The following is an 18,522-nucleotide window of genomic DNA, read 5'->3' on the forward strand; positions in this document are numbered from 1 at the left end:
AAGTTAGTCATGTCGATCACCATGAGGGATTACTCGGAAAAGCGCGATTTCCACCGGATGCAGGTAAACTCTGAAATCCAGATTACCGACGGTGAAGGTCGTTCATTCACGGGGATTTGCCGCGACCTTAGTGGCACAGGCATGCAACTGCAGGTCGCTGACTTTATTCCTGAAGGCGCAGTGCTGCACACCCTGTTGCCGGCTACCAGTGATCAGTTCCCGCCGTTCGAGACCGAGGTTCGGGTATTGCGCACGGAGCCTAGCGGAGATGCTTTCCTGCTCGGTGTCGTAATCGAGAGGGTCAGCCACTGACAAGAAAGCCCCGATGGTAAACCACCGGGGCTTTCTTGAAGTCAGCAGTAACCGCGCTTAGCCCAGTTTTGTCTCTGATACAACGATGCCGTTGTTATCAGCATAGACGTACTGCCCGGGATGGAAGGTAACGCCCCCGAAGGTGACTGGCACATTCAGGTCGCCAATGCCCTTCTTTTCAGTCTTGCGGGGATGTGTCCCCAGCGCCTGGACACCCAACTCAGTCTTGCCGATAACGTCCACATCACGGATACAACCGTAGATAATCAGCCCGGCCCAACCATTGGCAGCAGCTTTCTCGGCCAGCATATCGCCCAGCAGGGCCGCCCGCTTCGAACCACCACCGTCGACCACCATGACGCAGCCGTTACCTGGCTTGGCCACCTGCTCCTTGACGATGGAGTTGTCCTCGAAGCATTTCACTGTGACCACTTCACCGCCAAAAGCATCGACGCCGCCAAAGTTACGAAAGCCAGGCTCCACCACCTGGACTTCGGGATGATCATCACAAATATCGGGGGTTACGATGTCCACGTTGTCGGTCTCCTTATCCCAAGCCTCTAAGGCCGGTATCAGTCAATGGATTCGTCAGCCAGGAAAAACCAGGTGTCCAGCACCGAGTCCGGGTTAAGGGATACGGTGTCTATGCCCTCATCCATCAGCCACTTCGCCAGGTCCGGATGGTCCGATGGCCCCTGCCCACAGATACCAATGTATTTGCCGGCACGCTTGCAGGCCTGGATGGCATTGGACAGCAGCGCCTTGACCGCGTCGTTCCGCTCGTCAAACAGGTGCGCAATGATGCCGGAATCCCGGTCCAGCCCCAGGGTCAGCTGGGTGAGGTCGTTGGAACCGATTGAGAAGCCATCAAAGTGCTCCAGGAACTGGTCCGCCAGTAGTGCATTGGCCGGCAGTTCGCACATCATGATCAGGCGGAGGTCATTCTCACCCCGCTTGAGGCCGTTCTCAGCGAGCAGGTCCACTACCTGGCTGGCTTCACCCACCGTGCGCACGAAGGGCACCATGATTTCCACATTGGTAAAGCCCATCTCGTCACGGACTTTTTTCAGGGCACGGCATTCCAGTTCGAAGCAGTCCCTGAAGGTATCCGAAATGTAGCGGGACGCGCCCCGGAAACCGAGCATGGGGTTCTCCTCGTCGGGTTCGTACAGGGTACCACCGATGAGGTTGGCGTATTCATTGGACTTGAAGTCCGACAGGCGAACGATCACTTTCTTGGGATGGAAGGCGGCAGCCAGGGTGGAAATACCTTCAACCAGCTTGTCCACGTAGAAGTCCACGGGAGACGCATAGCCGGAGAAGCGCTTCTCCACGGTCTGGCGAATATCCCGGGGCAGGCTGTCATAGTTCAGCAGCGCCTTGGGGTGTACGCCAATCATCCGGTTGATGATGAACTCCAGCCGGGCGAGACCCACACCCTCGTTGGGCAGGGCCTGGAAATCAAAGGCCCGGTCCGGGTTGCCCACGTTCATCATGATCTTGAACGGAATGGCCGGCATGGACTCGACGGTATTCTCCCGCAGTTCGAAGTCCAGGCTGCCCTCATAGATCAGGCCGGTGTCGCCCTCTGCACAGGAAACCGTCACTGCCTGGCCGTCCTTGAGTACCTCAGTGGCATCGCCACAGCCTACGACGGCAGGAATACCCAGCTCACGGGCGATAATCGCGGCGTGACAGGTACGCCCACCACGGTCGGTCACGATCGCAGCGGCACGTTTCATCACCGGTTCCCAGTCGGGGTCCGTCATGTCGGTGACCAGCACATCCCCTGGCTGGACCTTGTCCATATCCTTGATGCTGTCTACAACACGCACGGCCCCGCTGCCAATCTTGTGGCCAATACTACGGCCTTCAACAATTACCTTGCCCTGCTCTTTCAGCAGGTAGCGCTCCATGACGTTGGCGGACGCACGGCTCTTGACGGTTTCCGGGCGGGCCTGGACGATGTAGATCCGGCCATCGTCGCCGTCCTTTGCCCACTCGATGTCCATGGGGCGATCGTAGTGTTTCTCGATGATCATGGCCTGCTTGGCCAGCTCGGTCACCTCTGCATCGCTGATGCAGAAACGGTTGCGGTCGTCCTGCTCTACCTTCACCGTATCGACGAAATGATCGGAATCCTTGTCAGTTGAGTAGACCATCTTGATGGCCTTGCTACCCAGGTTACGGCGCAGTACCGCCGGGCGACCAGCTTCGAGGGTCGGTTTGTGGACATAGAACTCGTCCGGGTTTACAGCGCCCTGAACCACGGTTTCGCCCAGCCCATAAGAAGCAGTCACAAACACCACGTCACGGAACCCGGACTCGGTGTCCAGGGTAAACATGACACCGCTGGCGGCGGTCTCACTGCGAACCATCTTCTGGATGCCTGCAGACAGGGCCACCAGCTTGTGATCAAAGCCGTGGTGGACCCGGTAGGAAATGGCCCGGTCGTTAAACAGGGAGGCAAAGACTTCCTTGACGGATTTTTTCACCTGCTCGAAACCAACCACGTTCAGGAAGGTTTCCTGCTGACCGGCAAACGAGGCATCGGGAAGGTCTTCGGCCGTGGCAGAGGACCGCACAGCGACAGCCAGGTTACGGTTGCCGTCCTGGAGCTTGATGAAGGACTGTTCCAGATGCTTTTCCAGGTCGGCTGGGAACGGTTGCTCCAGTACCCACTGGCGGATATCCGCGCCAACCCGGGCTAGCTCATTCACGTCATTGATATCAAGGGCATCCAGCGCTTCGTCAATACGCTCCCTCAGCCCGTCCTTAGCCAGGAATTCCCGGTAGGCATGGGCTGTGGTCGCAAATCCACCTGGTACGGACACGCCGGCATTGGCCAGATTGCTGATCATTTCGCCGAGAGAGGCATTCTTTCCCCCCACCCGCTCAACATCTGACATGCCCAGGTTCTCAAACCAGATAATGTAATCTTCCAAAGCGCGTCTCCCTTGGTTCAGTCGAGCAAACTGCAAAGAATAGAGGAGCACTCATCCCCTGTAAATCATGCCCCTGACGGGCGAACAGGGCTCCACGACAGGGCCCCGGGGATGATAAGGTTGCTCCCGACTATCGAATTTGGCGTGTATCATACTGTAACCTGTGAAGATTACCTAGGGAACCTCTGCTCATGAAACGCACAGTCTTCTTCATCTCTGACGGCACGGGCCTTACCGCGGAGGCACTCGGCAACAGTCTGCTGGCCCAGTTCGAGAAAATCGAATTCGAAAGGGTCACGGTTCCCTACGTGGATGACCAGGAGCGCGCTGAGGCCCTGGTCGACCGCATCAACAAGGCCTCAAGGGAAGACGGCATGCGTCCGCTGGTGTTCGATACCATCGTAAAAAAGGATATCCGGGCGATCATCAGTGAGGCCGATGGCTTCATGGTAGACATCTTCGGTACATTCCTGGACCCGCTGGAGCAGGAACTGCAGGCCTCATCGTCGTACACCGTGGGCAAGTCCCACTCGATCAATAACGAGGGCAACTACGAGAAACGGATCCACGCTGTCAACTTCGCCCTGGACAACGACGACGGCGCCCGTACCCGCCACTACGACGAGGCGGACCTGATCCTGGTCGGAGCATCGCGCTCCGGCAAGACACCCACCTGCCTGTACCTGGCACTGCAATATGGGGTAAAAGCCGCCAATTATCCCATCACCGAGGATGACCTGGACGACCAGCAACTGCCGGAGGTACTGCGATCCCACCGGGAAAAGATCTTCGGCCTGACCATCGACCCTGAACGCCTGGCAGTGATTCGCAACGAGCGCCGGCCCAACTCCCGTTACTCGTCCATCAAACAGTGCATGCACGAGGTGGAAGAAATAGAAACCATGTACCGGCGGGAGCGGATTCCCTTCATGAACACTACGGCCTACTCTGTCGAGGAAATCTCCACTCGCATTATGGTATCCACCGGCCTGAAACGACTGCGCTGATAGACCCGTCCAGCAACAAAAAAGGGTAGCGAGACGACCCCGCCACCCTTTTTTGTTGCTGGACACTCCTCCGGACGGGGGCGTCGCAGTTACAGTTCCCGGATGTCCAGGCCGAGCCCTGCCACCGTTTCACGGTTGTCGTGGCTGGTAATAACCGCCGTGCTGGCCTTATCCGGCCGCAGCCAGTCCCGTGCCACCCGCTGCAGATCCTCCACCGTTACCGAGAGCACCCGCTCACGGAACCGGGCCTGCTGCTCCGGCGTACGTCCGAACAGACGACTATGGAACGCGTGACGGGCCTCCCCGGCCGGAGACCGGGGTTTGTCCAGCTGACTGATCACGCCCAGCACAGCCTCTTCAAGGGACTGCCGGTCGTGGGCCTCCGCTCCCAGCCACTTCAGTGAAGCATCGAAATCGTCCAGGGTCTCAACCAGCCGCGGGTCCCGGTAGGAGAAGAAACGGAAGGTCCCGTTGACGTTATCCTGGCCGGCTCCGCCGCCATAGGCGCCGCCCTTTTCACGGATAGCCCGGTGCAGGAAGCCATTGCGCAGGAAGCCACCGAGCACGGTCAGTGCTGCCGCATCCGGATGGTCCGGAGCCACGGTGGGATAGGAACGGGCGCAGAAGTTGACCTGGGTAGAGGTGAGCCACGCCTCGCGGGTGTCATAGCTGACCGGCTCCATCTGCCACTGCTCACCGTTGACTTCAGGAGCCTCGGGCCACAGTCCGGCCACACCCTCGGCCATGGCATCGAGGTGCTCACTTTCCGCCACCAGCAGGAACTGTCGCTTTTGCCTGCGAAACTTCTGATGCAGGCTGGCCAGGTCACTACACAGCTTATCCAGGGCTGTGCTGTCATCCAGGCGGTCGTCCAGTTCCTTGGTGCCCTTGATACCTGCCAGGCCGGCCAGGCGGAACGAAAGCCAGGCGCCGGGGCTATGCCCCTGGGATGCCGCCCCCATGGCCAGGCCATGACCGCTGCCGGTCACGGCCTGCTCCCGGCGGGCACGGATTTGTGCCACCAGCTCACGGATACGCCCTTTTTCATCAAAACGTGCGTTGTCATAGACATCCCGCAAAAGCTCAGAGAGCGCCTTGCGATTACGGGCCAGGGCCTTGCCGCTGAGGATCATATAACCGTTCAGACTTTGCACGTCATCCACGGTGCCCCGGGCGGAGATGCTGGCACCGATCCCGCCACTACAGGCTGAAATCCGGTCCTGCATCCGCAGGTAGTCCAGGTCGCCACAGCCCACTTCCGTCAGAATGGTGGTGTACAGGGGCAGCAAAAGCAGCTCGTCCTGGGACAGCTCCGGCAACTGGAAGATGGCCTGTTCATAGACCAGGCCATTGGTTCCCTGGGCATACAGGGCTGCCGGGAAGGCTTCCAGGTTACGTCCCTCCGGGACATGGATTTTCAGGGGCACATCAGAAAGGTCCACCTTGGGCAGGATGGAGTCATCGTCCTTTTGCAGCTGACGGGCTTCCAGGGCCTGGGCCCGGGTCACGATCTGCCGCTTCTCATCATCCGACAGCTGGGCCTTGCGGGCCTCCAGGGCCTGGCGTACGGCCTGCTGACGGCGACCTTCCAGCTGGTCGTCCGGGCGCAGGGTCAACGTTACCCGATGGGGATTGTCGATCAGCAGGCGACGAATCAGTCCCGGCACATAGTCCGGATCACTGATCTTGTCGCGCATGGCTTCCAGTACCGGCTCCAGGTCCAGTAGCTCCACCGGGTCGCCGCCATGAACCATGGGAGAAATTGCGGTCATGATCAGCTGAAGGCCATAGGGGAAGCTGTCACCGGCAATTTCCCGCTGATGCAGCTCCAGCTGGTGAAGAATGGCTTCCAGGCGTTCACGGGGAACTCCTTCCGAGGCAACTTTTTCCAGGACGCCTTCCACCAGGGCTTCCAGGTCTTCCCGGCGCTCCGGCTCAGAGCCCTCCACGCCACAGACAAACGTCATTTCCCGGTTGGAATCTTCCAGCCCGCACATGGGCGATGGCGCCGCGGCAATGTCTGTGGTTTCCAGGGCGTGCAACAGGGGTGAGGCGCTGTTTTCCAGCAATACACTGGCCACCAACTGGGCCTCCAGGTTTTGCTGCAGGTCGAAGCTGTGCCCCAGCAGCCAGCCCATTACCAGATGGGTCTTGCGTTCCACTGACTCACCAGCGCTGACGGCATAGCCCTGCTCCACCCTCAATGGCGAGAACAGTCGTTTCTCGTCCCGTACCGGAAGGTCCACTTCCAGGGCATCGAACCGGGCGAGGGCCAGCTCCTCGAATCGCTCATGGTGCTCACGGGCCGGAATGTCGCCGTATGTGCAGAAAATCGCATTACTGGGATGGTAGTGATGACGATAGAAGGCCACCAGGTCGTCGTAGCTCAGGTCGACAATATGGTCCGGCTCACCACCACTGTTGTAGTGGTAGGTGGTGGTGGGGAACAGGTGGCTGGACAGGTTCTGCCACAACTGGGACGTGGGTGCACTCATGGCACCCTTCATCTCGTTGTACACGACCCCACGGTAAACCAGGGGCGTGGTGGGATCATCCGGTGTCTCGAATTCAAGGCGGTGACCTTCCTGGGCAAAATCCAGCGGATCCAGTTTGGAAAAGAACACCGAGTCCAGGTATACCGACAGCAGATTGTCGAAATCCTTGCGGTTCTTGCTGGCAAAGGGATAGGCCGTCCAGTCACTGCTGGTGAAGGCGTTCATAAAGGTATTGAGTGAACGCCGGATCATCATGAAGAACGGATCCCGCACGGGGTAACGCTCGCTCCCACAGAGCGCCGTGTGTTCCAGGATATGGGCAACACCGGTGGAGTCCATTGGGAAGGTACGCAGGGCTACGAAAAATACATTCTCGTCATTATCTGCAGCCATATGCAGGTGCCGCGCGCCGGTCTTGCGGTGCACATACTCCTCCATGGTGAGGTTCAGGGCTGCAATGGGATGACTGCGAACGCGCTCGAACGCCGGGTGTACAATGGACTCATTGGTTACGGTCATGCATTCGTCCTGTCTGGCAAAATAGTGTTATGTAGCTTATCACGGTATCCTCGACACGCCGGTGGATGTCACCGGGAGGACTACCTCCAGTTGTGACCGGGAGCGAACTTCCCCGATAATAGTTCACCTATGATGGCGACGAGGCGGAGCTTTTGAAACCCCGCCCCCGGAACGAATATCGCAAAATGCCTGATGCCGCCACTGCCTGGTTTGCGGTATCCGCCGGAGAACCAGAGACCAAGGTAAGCCATGATCATGACCGACACATCTACCGAGCGCAGCCTCCGCTCCACCAGCCCCAGGATGCCGGACGCCAGCGCCTACCACAGTGAACGGCGCCGCTACCTCGCCCGGGCCCGCCGCAACCCAGGCCTGCGCCAGCGGTATCTGCGCAACCTGGCTGGTTATCTGTTGCTGCGGGGCGCCTGGTCGTTCGGTTTCTTTCCGATCATCCTGGCCTTCTGGGTCCCCCTGGTTCTGGCCGAATTCAACCCTGTAGTGATGGTGCAGTCACTGCTGCCCCACCTGGACGCCTTCGTGTCCGCAAACCCGGAAGTCCAGGCCCGTTCGATCAGTACGGTTCTCGCAGGCTGGGCGTCGATCGGTTTGTTCTTCTTCCTGTTCGACGTAGTGATCAATCCGTTTCGCTCGCCGTTCCAGAAAGAGGCCGACGTTCACATGCGGGCCTGGTCACAGAGCCAGGGACTGGTGCCACCAGACGAAGTGTGAACAGGGTTTGATTCGGCAACAATAGCCAAGTCTTTTTGTAAACTTTTGTATCTGTATCAGGATACACTCCCAAGAAGTTAGCGGACTGGGGAGAGTATCCGGATGGAGATCAAGAACGCCTTGCTGGTGGACGATTCAAAAGTGGCCCGCTTTACCCTCAGCAAGCTACTCAAGGGCAGCAATATGGAGGTCAGCACTGCCAACTCCGCCGAGGAGGCGCTGGACCTGCTGAGTAACAGTGAGCACCCCGACGTAATCTTTATCGACCATCTGATGCCGGGCATGAACGGCGTCGAGGCCGCCCGCGCCATCCGCAACAATCCCGCCACCGCCCACATACCCATCGTGATGTGTACCTCCGGTAAATCCGCCGAGTTCGAGCAAACCGCCCGTGCCATGGGCGTGGACGTCATCCTGCCCAAGCCACCTGAGCGGGATGGGGTCACTCGGGTACTCGACAAACTCCGGGCCATGCCCGAGGCCCAGCCGGTAACGGTCAGCGAGGAAAGCCAGGTACCCCCGGCCAACGACCCGGACATCCCCCTGCTGACCGAAGACCAGATCGCCATGGCGGCCCGGGCCGAAGTCCAGTCCCAGATCAGTGAACAGCTCCACGAACGCCTGACCCAACTCTTTGATGAGCAAGTGGGCTACCTCCGCCAGGGCATGGACGAGCACAACAGCCTGAATACAACCCTGATCAACGAAAAACTGGCGGCCCTGGAAGCCATCCTGGACGTCCACCAGAAAGCCGTGGCAAAGACGGTGACCCGGGAGGTCAACGAGTTACTGAAAAAGCTGCTCAGCCAACACCAGCGGGACACCGTCAAGGCCATCGAAACACTGGTTGCCGACAGGAACACCCACCTGCGCGAAGAACTGGACCGGCAGCGTGACCAGGACCAGGAATTCTGGAAGTCATTGCAGACCGACACCCTGCAACAGGCTACGGAAGCCGCCCGCCATCAGGCGGAGCAAGTGGCTCGACACCTGGACGAGCTGGCAGCTGACCGTCGCCACAAGTCTGCCCGCAACGTTTATCTCGGCATCCTGCTGGTGAGTCTCGGTGTCGTCGGTCTGAGCCTTGCCTGGATGAACGGCTTGCTGCCGATATAATCAGCCCGGGGCCTGCATACTTCGGAATTTGCTACCCGGGAACGCCGCCTTCACATTCACCCACCGGTACGGAACTTTGATAGAATGCGACCAGTTCTCAACCCACGGTCGCAGTCTTCCTGCCGGATGCCTTCATGAATCACCTGTTTATCGACAACCTCACCGTTATCGACTTTGCCTACCTGGACCACCACCGCGGCCTGGTCGGCGAGAGCTGGATTGCCGACATCGTGCTGGGCGGCGAGCTGGATGAGCAGGGCATGGTGTTCGATTTCGGCAACGTGAAGCGCACCATCAAACGGGTGATCGACGAGCGGGTAGACCACCGACTCGTGGTACCGGCCGGCGCAAGTTGCCTTGCACGGGGCGACAGCCCCGGACATCTCACCTGGACCCTGGCAGACGGCAGCCAGATCCGCCACGAGGGGCCGGAACAGTCCGTAGTATTCCTGGACCACACGGAAGTCGTGCCATCCGCTGTAGCGCGCCTGTTGGAGCAGGAACTGAAGGCTGTGCTGCCGGCGAATGTGACGGATGTTGAGGTCACCCTGCGGGAGGAACTGATCGAGGGCGCCTATTACCATTACGTCCATGGCCTGAAGAAGCACCTTGGCAACTGCCAACGCATTGCCCACGGTCACCGTTCCCCGATCCGCATTGATATCAACGGACGGCGGGACGCGGAGCTGGAGAAGCACTGGGCTCGGCAGTGGCAGGATATCTACATCGGCACCCGAGAAGACCTGAGCCAGAGCTGGACGGATGGGGATGGCACCGAGTATGTGAGTTTCCATTACGACGCCGAACAGGGTGAGTTCCGGCTGACCCTGCCCCGCCAGCGGGTGTGGTTCCTGGAAACCGATACCACCGTTGAGTTGATTGCCGCTTACCTGGCTGACCAGATCAAGGCGTCACATCCCACTGATGAGGTTCGCGTGCGGGCTTTTGAGGGGGTTGGGAAAGGTGCTATTGCTGTTCGCTGAGTTGGTAGTTGCCACTCTGACTGTGGAGGCGGCCTGTTGATTTGATTTAGGAGCCTGCTGTATCCGGGTGGTCGAGCTGAGGCGGTAAGACTTTTCTGGACACGCCTCGCAAGTACGTCCCTGTAGGGCTCCGTCGCGCCATCCCTGGCGCTCCAGGGTCCAGAAAAGTCTTCCCACCCCATCTCTTACGAAGCTTTTTGATATCTCTACGATAAACCGACACAACCACTTCTAGAACTCTGTCTACTGGCAATCTGCGCAAGGTGAAGACTGTTTATGTCTAGTTCCAGAACCAACACTGCGCCCAATATTTTTGCGAAGCTCAGGTGCCAACAACACGTGTCGGCGATATCGAGCAGGTACATAGGGAGTGGGGTTGGGGACATCTTTCAGGACCCTGGAGCGCCAAGGATGGCGCGACGGAGCCCTCCATGGATGGATTCACGGGGCGTGTCCTGAAAGATGTCACCGGCCCCGGTCCCCGGCACCTAAACCAGAACCCCAACCGTGCAGCCGGAAAAACCGACCAAAACCAGAAACCAGAAACCAGAAACCAGAAAACAAGAAAGCAGACACAAAAACCGCCCGAAGGCGGTTTTTTGCTGATAACCCGGTGGACTAAACCGTGTTACCAAATTGGCGTCCCCTAGGGGGTTCGAACCCCTGTTGCCGCCGTGAAAGGGCGGAGTCCTAGGCCACTAGACGAAGGGGACTAGAAATTGGTGGAGCCAAGCGGGATCGAACCGCTGACCTCAACACTGCCAGTGTTGCGCTCTCCCAGCTGAGCTATGGCCCCTCAACGGCTGCGTATATTAAGGATCCGCCCGGGGGGCGTCAACACTTAAAACGCATTTTTTTCAGTTTTCTGGACATCCCTGTCCAGACCGTTCAAAACACCACCAGATCGCTCATTCTGCGATCAGCGCAGCGTACTCCTTCTCCACCCGCTTGGTTTCCTTCTTGGAAAAACCGCCCAGAACAGTCAGCGCATGGCGCAAACGGGCACGGGTCATGTCCGGACCCAGCAGCGCCATGGAGTCCATGACCGACCAGGAATTGGGCGTACCGGCAATCGCAACGAAGATGGCGAACATGAAGTCGCCCATCTTCAGCTCCATAGCCTTGGCCAGACCCTTGATGTCCGCGAAGATATTTTCCTTGCTCCAGTGACGCTGGGCTTCCAGCTTCCACAGGGCAAACTGCAGCACCCGCTTCACCTGGCCTTCGTCCAGCTTGTTGTGGGCAAAGTCCTCCGGAGTCAGTTCCAGCATGCCGGAGAACATGAAAGAAGCCATGGGCGCCACATCAGAGAACACCTCCGCCCTGCCCTTTACATGAGGCACCAGGGCGCGCAGGGCATCTTCGTTGAACCACCACTGGTGCAGGCGCTCCACGAACTGGTCATCGGAAACGTCCTCCCGCAACCACAGGCCGTTCAGCCAACGCAGCTTCTCCACATCAAACACCGGACCGCCGAGGGACACCCGGTTGATATCGAAGTGCGCGATCATCTCGTCCAGGGTGAACTTTTCACGCTCATCCGGCATGGACCAGCCCATTCGACCCAGGTAGTTGGTCACTGCCTCCGGCAGGAAGCCCATACGCTCGTAGAAGTTGATCGAGGTGGGATTCTTGCGCTTGGACAGCTTGCTCTTGTCCGGGTTACGCAGCAGTGGCAGGTGACACAGCACCGGCATATCCCAGCCAAAATACTCATACAGCAGCTGGTGTTTGGGCGCAGAGTTGATCCACTCCTCTCCCCGCAGCACGTGGGTAATACCCATCAGATGGTCATCCACCACGTTGGCCAGATGGTAGGTGGGCATGCCGTCTGACTTGAGCAGGATCTGGCAGTCCACCTGGGACCAGTCAATCTCGATCACGCCACGAAGCATATCGTCAATCTTGCAGACGCCTTCATCCGGCACCTTCATACGAATCACATAGGGCTCGCCTGCATCCAGACGACTCTGCACTTCGTCTGCCGGCAATTCCAGGTCGCCCTTGATACCCGGGTTTTCGCCCCGGGCCTTGCGCTCTTCACGGATGGCGTCGAGTTCTTCCGGGGTGCGGAAGCAGTAGAACGCATGGCCCTTCTCAACCAGTTCCATGGCGTACTGGCGATAGGAATCCTTGCGCTCGGACTGGCGATAGGGGCCATGGGGGCCGCCCACATCGGGACCTTCGTCCCATTCCAGACCGAGCCAGCGCAGTGCCCGGAGAATGTCCTGTTCCGACTCGGCGGTGCTGCGGGCCTGGTCGGTGTCCTCGATGCGGAGGATAAACTGGCCACCGTGCTGGCGAGCAAAGCAGAGGTTGAACAGGGCGACAAACGCTGTGCCCACATGGGGGTCACCGGTGGGCGACGGGGCAATTCGGGTACGTACAGTCATTAAAGGATCCAGCCTGACGCAGTGAATGAATGAAAAGGCGCCATTATACCGAGCCACGACGGAAATCCCATGAATGCTGAGGACGTTATGGGTTCATACGCATATGGAACTTCCCACTCCACCCCTAATGTAATATTATAACATTTCCATTAAGACGATCAGGGCAAGTCTCCATCATGAAGCAGATCTCCCGTTTACTACCGATAGTCGGCCTGTCGGCGGCTCTGACCCTCGGGGCAGTTACTGCCCATGCCACTGATGAAAAGCCGAAGATAGTGGCCTCCCTCTCCCCGATCGAGCTACTGGTCAGGGCCGTGGCGGGCGATCAGGTGACTGTTTCCACGCTGGTGCCCGCCGGTGCCAGCCCACACACCTACCAGCTACGTCCCTCCGAGCGCCGCCAACTGGCCGCCGCTGACCGGATTTTCTGGGTTGGCCCGGGCATGGAGAGCTTCCTTGAACGCTTGCTGACGGGGCCGGATTTTCGCGACCAGAGTGTGGCCCTGGCCCAGGGAGCCGACTCACCAGGCGATGACGCCCGAGGGCATCACGACCAGGTTCGTCAGGGCGACCATACTGAAGCGGAGCATGGGCAAGAGCACGACAGCGCCGACGCTCATGATCACGGTCATGGTCACGACCACGGCGACGGCGAAGACCCTCATATCTGGCTGGATCCGACCCTGGCGCTGGACATGGCAGGAAAGGTCGCCCACAGCATCGAAGACCTTGAGGGCATCGATGCTGAGCAGGTCGACAGGAACCTGGCGAACTTCAAAGTGGCGCTGAAAGAGCGTGAGGCCGCTATCCGTGTACAACTGCAGCCGGCGAAGGACCTGGACCTGTTCACCTACCATGATGCCTTCCGTCGCTTCGCTGAGCACTACGGGCTGACCATCGCCGGCGTACTGACCCTCAGTCCCGAGCGTAGCCCGGGTGCCCGTCACCTGGCAGAGGTGCAGCAACGGTTGCAGCAGGCGGACCAGCCCTGTCTGCTGACGGAACCCCAGTTCAACCGGCAATGGTGGGAGTCGTTGATGACCGATGTAGAGATACCGATCAGCACCTGGGATCCCCTGGCCGGTGATATCGAGCCTACCGCCACAGGTTACCTGGAATTCCAGCAGAGCCTTGCAGATGCCGTTCTACGCTGCCTGCCAGAGAACGCCGAGTAACAGCGGCAGGGTAACCATGCCCAACAAGGTCTGCCCGCTGATGATAGCGGCCATCAGGGGGGCGTCGCCCCCCAGTTGGCGAGCCAGGATGTAGGATGAGGTAGCGGTGGGCAGTGCCGCGAGCAGGATGGCGACCTGCACCAGGGTGCCGCTCATACCCAGCAGCATGGCCAGGCCCAGGGTGAGTACCGGGAAGATCACCAGCTTGGCGAAAGATGACACCAGGAAAGGTGCCGAGGCATTACGCAGGGCTTTCAGTTGCAACCCGGCACCCACGCACATCAGACCCATGGGCAGTGCCAGGTCGCTCAGCGGAGCCAGGATACCGGCCACCACCGGATGAAAGCCGATACGGAAGAAACTCCAGATCACGCCAATCACCGACCCGATAATCAGCGGGTTGGTGGCGATGGCCTTGATCACTGGTGCCAGGCGCAACTTCCCCTGCCGACAGGTCACCGAGAACATCAGGATGCACAGCAGGTTCAGCAGCGGCACCTTCACCGCCACGGCCACCGCGATCAGTGATATCCCCTCGTCCCCCAGCAACATACCTGCCGCCGCCAGCCCCACATAGGAATTGAAGCGGATACCACCCTGGAACACGGAAGAATAGACAGGCCCCGGCCAGCGCCAGATCAGCTGGATCAACACGAGAATCAGCGTCATGGCCACCAGCATGGCGACGATCAGTAACAGGATGTCGCCGTAGGCGGACGCGGGGAGGCGTGCCTGTCCCAGCTTGTAGATCAGCATGGCCGGAAACAGGGCGTAGTAGGTGAAGCGTTCAGCCTGGATCCAGAAACCCTCGCCGGGGAACTGCCAGCGCCGGAACAGGTGCCCGATCACGATCAGCACAAACACCGGTATCAGGGCCTGAACCACAACTGACATATCTGTCCCTCAAGGCTGAAAAGCTGAGGATACTATCATTATTGCTCCCCGGGGTCTGCCCGGGGAGCACTGGGGCCGGGCCTTGCACCCTGCCCCGATGCCGGATCCTATCGTCCGGTTTTCAGCTGTTCCCAGTAACGATTATAGATCTGCATGGCCTCATCCCCCACGTCCTCCTGGAACTCGGCGTTTTCCATGTCTTCCGCGGTGGGATAGCTGGTGCGATTGCTGGCAACTTCCTCCGGCAGCAGGTCACGGGCAGCCAGGTTGGGTGTCGCGTAGCCGATGTCCTCGCTGATCAGCGCGGAGATCTCCGGCTGCAATACAAAGCTGATGAACTTATGGGCAGCTTCCGGATTGGCGGCATTTTTGGGGATCACGAAACTGTCGAGCCACACGATGACACCTTCCTCAGGATAGATGTACTCCAGTGAAGGCATATCTTCCTTGCCCATAAAGGCTTCGCCGTTCCAGATCATGCCGATGTCGGTCTCACCCTCCAGGTAGGGCATACGGGGCGCGTCAGAGTTGAAGGTGCGAACGGACGGCATCAGCTCACTGAGCTTTTCGTAGGCAGCCTCGATTTCTTCCGGATTGGTGCTGTTACCGGAGTAACCCAGTACGCGCAGGCCGACATGGAACACTTCCCGCATGTCGTTCGTCAGCATCACCTGGCCTTCATACTGCTGGTCCCACAGGTCGGCCCAGCCGGTTACTTCGCCCTCTTCCACCGCATCACTGTCGATGGCCAGGCCGGTGGTGCCCCAGAGGTAAGGCACGGAATAGGCGTTGTCCTTGTCGAAGCTCTGGTCGACCAGCTCCGGATCCAGGTTATCGAAACCTTCGATCTGGCTGTGGTCGATTTCCATCAGCAGGTCTTCCTTCCGCATCTTGTTCACATAGTAAGTGGACGGCACGGCAAGGTCATACTGGCTGCTGTCATCCAGCAGCTTCAGGCGGGCATACATGGCCTCGTTACTGTCATAGGTGGTGTAGACCACCTGGATGCCTGTTTCTTCCTCGAACCGGTCCAGAACTTCCTGCGGCATGTACTCTGACCAGTTGTACAGGTTCAGCACTTGCGCCTCTTCCTGCTGGTCGCTGCAGCCTGCCAGGGTGACCGCTGCCAGACCGGCAATGGCAAGTTTCTTCATTGTTTACTCCTCATCAGAATCCATTGGGACAACACAAGCATCAGCAGTGAAAACACCAGCAACAGCGTACCCAGTGCATTCACTTCGGGTTTCAGGCCGACTCGCACCATAGAGTAGATGCGTAGCGGCAGGATTTCATATCCGGGGCCACTAACAAAGGTGCTCACCACCACATCGTCCAGGCTGAGGGTAAAGCCCAGCAGCCAGCCCGCCAGCAGCGCCGGCATGATCACCGGCAGCAGCACAGTGCGGGTCATGGTGAAATCCGAGGCACCCAGGTCCCTGGCCGCTTCCGGCAAGCTTTCGTCAAAGCCGCTGAGACGGGCCATCACAGTAATCACCACAAAAGGCAGGCAGAAGGTGACGTGCGCCAGTAACAGGGAGAAGTAACCCAGTTGCACCCCCACCAGCAGGAACAGCGACAGCAGGGATATGGCCAGCACAATCTCCGGCGACATCATCACCACGAACAGCATACCCCGAAGGGCCTTCTTTCCCCGGAACCGATAACGGTGCAGCGCCAGCGCCGTCAGCGCACCGATCAGGGTCGACAGGGTGGCCGCCGATACCGCGAGCCACAGGGAATTCCACAAGGCCTGCATCATGGCGTCATTGCTGAACAGTGACTCGTACCAGCGCCAGGTGAAGCCACCCCAGCGGTAGCCGGTGCGACCATCATTGAAGGAAAACACCACCAGCACACCGATGGGGATATAAAGGGCCAGGTACACCAGCACCAGGTAGGCCCTTGGCAACCAGCGAGTCATACCTCGGCCTCCTCACCCAGGCGCCGCTGACTGAGACGGTGTGTAAACAACAGCAGGGCCATGGCCAGGGTAAGCATGATGGCAGCGGCGGCACCGAACGGCCAGTCACGGGCATCCAGGAACTGGTTCTTGATCACATTGCCCACCAGCAGGTTACGGGAACCACCCAGGATGTCCGGGACAAAGAAGAGCCCCATAGCCGGCAAAAGCACCAGCATCACACCGGCCAGGACGCCGGGCAGGGTCAGGGGCACCACCACATGGATAAAGGTGCTGAAACGCCCGGCCCCCAAGTCGTGGGAGGCCATCAGCAACTCCCGGCGCAGGTCATCAAAGACCGAGTACAGGGGCAGTATCATGAACGGCAACAGCAAATAGACCAGGCCGACGATAACGGCGCCTTCGGTATACAGCATGCGCAGCGGCTCATCGATAAGCCCCATCTCCATCAAGCCGGTATTGATCAGTCCATTAGTGGCCATCAGTAGTTTCAGTGCGTAGGTACGCACCAGGGAGTTGGTCCAGAAGGGCACGATCAGCAGGAAGATCAGCAGCAGCTGGCGCTCCTTTGCAACCCGGGACAGGGCCCAGGCGAAGGGGTAACCAATGACCAGGCAAACCAGGGTCGTTACCGAGGCCATGTACAGGGAGTGGAGGAAGACCTCGAGGTACAGCGGGTCAAGCAGACTGCGATAATTCTCCAGCGTCACTGGTAACGACAGGAAGGTCCCCGGGTCACGGGTCAGGAAACTGGCACCGATCACCAGCAGGTTGGGCGCCAACACCAGTGCCAGCAGCCAAGTCCAGACCAGTACCAGCACACCGGTCCGGAAGGGTTGCCGCAACCCCCTAAGCATTCGCTGCCTGGTCCTCGGGAGCGTGCACTTCTTCCTGGGGCAGCAGCCACTCCCAGCCCTCGACCCAACTGACCCGAACCGGCTCACCCAGGCGGTAGTCAAAGGCGGGGTCGTCCTCGTCGAAGAACTCACTGGCAAGCACCTCGGTGCCATCGTCGAGGTGAATCACCGAGTCCAGGGTACTGCCTTTATAGTTGCGCTCCACGACCTTGCCGGCAAAGCCGTGGTCTGCGTCCGGCTCCAGCACCCGGATATCCTCTGGTCGCAGCAGGACATGCACCCCCTGACCTTCGGAAACCGGGAACCGTGGTCGCCTCATGGTGCGCCGGTAGCCGGAGACGTTCACCGTTATGCGCTGCTCATCCACCTGTTCCAGGACACCCGGGAAAAGATTGGTTTCTCCAACAAAGCGGGCGGTGAAAAGGTTGGCAGGGCGCTCGTAGATTTCACGCGGCGTCCCCTTCTGCTGCACCTTGCCCGATTGCAGCACCACAACCCGGTCTGACATGGACAGGGCTTCTTCCTGGTCGTGGGTGACGAAGACGAAGGTAATGCCCAGCTCCCGCTGCAGCCGTTTGAGTTCGATCTGCATGGTCCGGCGCAGCTTGTAATCCAGCGCTGAAAGCGGCTCATCCAGCAGCAGGAGTTTCGGGCGCTTGACCACAGCCCGGGCGATGGCCACCCGCTGTTGCTGGCCGCCCGAAAGCTGGTGGGGCTTGCGCCGGGCAAAGTCACCCAGTTGCACCATGGCGAGGGCATCCTCCACCCGCTGGCGAATCTCGTCCCTTGGCCGTTTTTCCATCTTCAGGCCATAGGCGACGTTGTCATACACCGTCATATGAGGGAACAGCGCATAGTGCTGGAAAACGGTGTTCAGAGGTCGCTGCTCCGGCGGCAAGGCAGTGATATCTGTGCCGTTGAGCTCAATGGTGCCACTGGCGGGTATTTCAAAACCAGCCAGCAACCGCAACAGGGTGGTTTTACCGCACCCTGAGGGCCCCAGCAGTGTGATGAACTCGCCATCCGCGATATCCAGGTCGAGGGAGTCCAGCACCGTTTTGCCGGAGAACTGTTTGCCCAGATTTCGGAGAGAAAGCAGCGTCTTCTGTGTCATCAGCAGCGCCCCTGAAATGAGCGGGCTATTTTTTCAGAAAATGCCCCCCCGGGCAAAGGCTA

General features: G+C 59.2%; 15 protein-coding genes and 2 tRNA genes. 6 read left to right on the forward strand and 11 right to left on the reverse strand.

What is annotated here, in order from left to right; genetic code table 11:
* Nucleotides 1–9: 9 nt before the first annotated feature.
* On the forward strand, nt 10–312 hold the full coding sequence (locus tag LJ360_RS12540) for a PilZ domain-containing protein (RefSeq protein WP_245742400.1): 303 nt from the start codon (nt 10–12) through the stop codon (nt 310–312).
* 57 nt (nt 313–369) lie between these two features.
* Here the strand turns inward: LJ360_RS12540 and rraA are convergent, their stop codons facing one another.
* Complete coding sequence (rraA, locus tag LJ360_RS12545; RefSeq protein ID WP_091848520.1) at nt 370–846, reverse strand: ribonuclease E activity regulator RraA; 477 nt, start codon at nt 844–846, stop codon at nt 370–372.
* 38 nt (nt 847–884) lie between these two features.
* On the reverse strand, nt 885–3,221 hold the full coding sequence (ppsA, locus tag LJ360_RS12550) for a phosphoenolpyruvate synthase (RefSeq protein ID WP_413774426.1): 2,337 nt from the start codon (nt 3,219–3,221) through the stop codon (nt 885–887).
* A gap of 227 nt (nt 3,222–3,448) precedes the next feature.
* On the opposite strand from ppsA, the gene LJ360_RS12555 reads away from it, so the two are divergent.
* Nucleotides 3,449–4,264 (forward strand): pyruvate, water dikinase regulatory protein, encoded by an 816-nt coding sequence (locus LJ360_RS12555; protein WP_091848522.1) that lies wholly within the window; start codon nt 3,449–3,451, stop codon nt 4,262–4,264.
* 89 nt (nt 4,265–4,353) lie between these two features.
* Here LJ360_RS12555 and LJ360_RS12560 read toward each other — a convergent pair whose 3' ends face one another.
* Complete coding sequence (locus LJ360_RS12560) at nt 4,354–7,278, reverse strand: insulinase family protein (RefSeq protein ID WP_264994130.1); 2,925 nt, start codon at nt 7,276–7,278, stop codon at nt 4,354–4,356.
* 255 nt (nt 7,279–7,533) lie between these two features.
* Here LJ360_RS12560 and LJ360_RS12565 point away from each other — a divergent pair, with 255 nt between their 5' ends.
* The 3 genes from LJ360_RS12565 to LJ360_RS12575 all read left to right on the forward strand — a co-directional run bounded on the left by LJ360_RS12565 (nt 7,534) and on the right by LJ360_RS12575 (nt 10,106).
* The gene (locus LJ360_RS12565; RefSeq protein ID WP_264994131.1) at nt 7,534–8,007 is read left to right on the forward strand and encodes a hypothetical protein; all 474 of its coding nucleotides are present in this window, start codon (nt 7,534–7,536) and stop codon (nt 8,005–8,007) included.
* A 102-nt stretch (nt 8,008–8,109) separates the two neighbouring features.
* Entirely contained in the window at nt 8,110–9,123 is a 1,014-nt protein-coding gene (locus tag LJ360_RS12570; protein WP_264994133.1) for a response regulator, read from the forward strand.
* Between the two features lie 134 nt (nt 9,124–9,257).
* Nucleotides 9,258–10,106, forward strand: coding sequence for a 6-pyruvoyl trahydropterin synthase family protein (locus LJ360_RS12575; protein ID WP_264994134.1), 849 nt, complete (start codon nt 9,258–9,260; stop codon nt 10,104–10,106).
* 637 nt (nt 10,107–10,743) lie between these two features.
* On the opposite strand, the gene LJ360_RS12580 is transcribed toward LJ360_RS12575, so the two are convergent.
* The 3 genes from LJ360_RS12580 to gltX form a co-directional block, all read right to left on the reverse strand.
* Nucleotides 10,744–10,819, reverse strand: a tRNA-Glu gene (locus LJ360_RS12580).
* 7 nt (nt 10,820–10,826) lie between these two features.
* Nucleotides 10,827–10,902: transfer RNA gene (locus LJ360_RS12585), tRNA-Ala, on the reverse strand.
* Between the two features lie 112 nt (nt 10,903–11,014).
* On the reverse strand, nt 11,015–12,499 hold the full coding sequence (gltX, locus tag LJ360_RS12590; RefSeq protein ID WP_264994135.1) for a glutamate--tRNA ligase: 1,485 nt from the start codon (nt 12,497–12,499) through the stop codon (nt 11,015–11,017).
* A gap of 176 nt (nt 12,500–12,675) precedes the next feature.
* Here gltX and LJ360_RS12595 point away from each other — a divergent pair, with 176 nt between their 5' ends.
* Nucleotides 12,676–13,674, forward strand: coding sequence for a zinc ABC transporter substrate-binding protein (locus LJ360_RS12595; RefSeq protein WP_264994136.1), 999 nt, complete (start codon nt 12,676–12,678; stop codon nt 13,672–13,674).
* Here the strand turns inward: LJ360_RS12595 and LJ360_RS12600 are convergent.
* The 5 genes from LJ360_RS12600 to potA all read right to left on the reverse strand — a co-directional run bounded on the left by LJ360_RS12600 (nt 13,645) and on the right by potA (nt 18,460).
* On the reverse strand, nt 13,645–14,568 hold the full coding sequence (locus LJ360_RS12600; protein ID WP_264994137.1) for an AEC family transporter: 924 nt from the start codon (nt 14,566–14,568) through the stop codon (nt 13,645–13,647). The two genes, LJ360_RS12595 and LJ360_RS12600, sit on opposite strands and share 30 nt — an antisense overlap.
* Nucleotides 14,569–14,675: 107 nt before the next feature.
* Nucleotides 14,676–15,722, reverse strand: a complete 1,047-nt coding sequence (locus LJ360_RS12605) for an extracellular solute-binding protein (protein WP_264994138.1) — start codon at nt 15,720–15,722, stop codon at nt 14,676–14,678.
* Nucleotides 15,719–16,489, reverse strand: a complete 771-nt coding sequence (gene potC, locus LJ360_RS12610; RefSeq protein ID WP_091848530.1) for a spermidine/putrescine ABC transporter permease PotC — start codon at nt 16,487–16,489, stop codon at nt 15,719–15,721. The genes LJ360_RS12605 and potC overlap by 4 nt, the downstream gene beginning before the upstream one ends.
* Nucleotides 16,486–17,346 (reverse strand): spermidine/putrescine ABC transporter permease PotB, encoded by an 861-nt coding sequence (gene potB / locus LJ360_RS12615; protein ID WP_264994139.1) that lies wholly within the window; start codon nt 17,344–17,346, stop codon nt 16,486–16,488. The genes potC and potB overlap by 4 nt, the downstream gene beginning before the upstream one ends.
* On the reverse strand, nt 17,339–18,460 hold the full coding sequence (gene potA, locus LJ360_RS12620; protein ID WP_264994140.1) for a spermidine/putrescine ABC transporter ATP-binding protein PotA: 1,122 nt from the start codon (nt 18,458–18,460) through the stop codon (nt 17,339–17,341). Before potA ends, potB begins: the two co-directional genes overlap by 8 nt.
* Nucleotides 18,461–18,522: the final 62 nt, after the last annotated feature.

The organism is Marinobacter sp. AN1 (genome assembly GCF_026013985.1).
GTDB lineage: Bacteria > Pseudomonadota > Gammaproteobacteria > Pseudomonadales > Oleiphilaceae > Marinobacter > Marinobacter segnicrescens.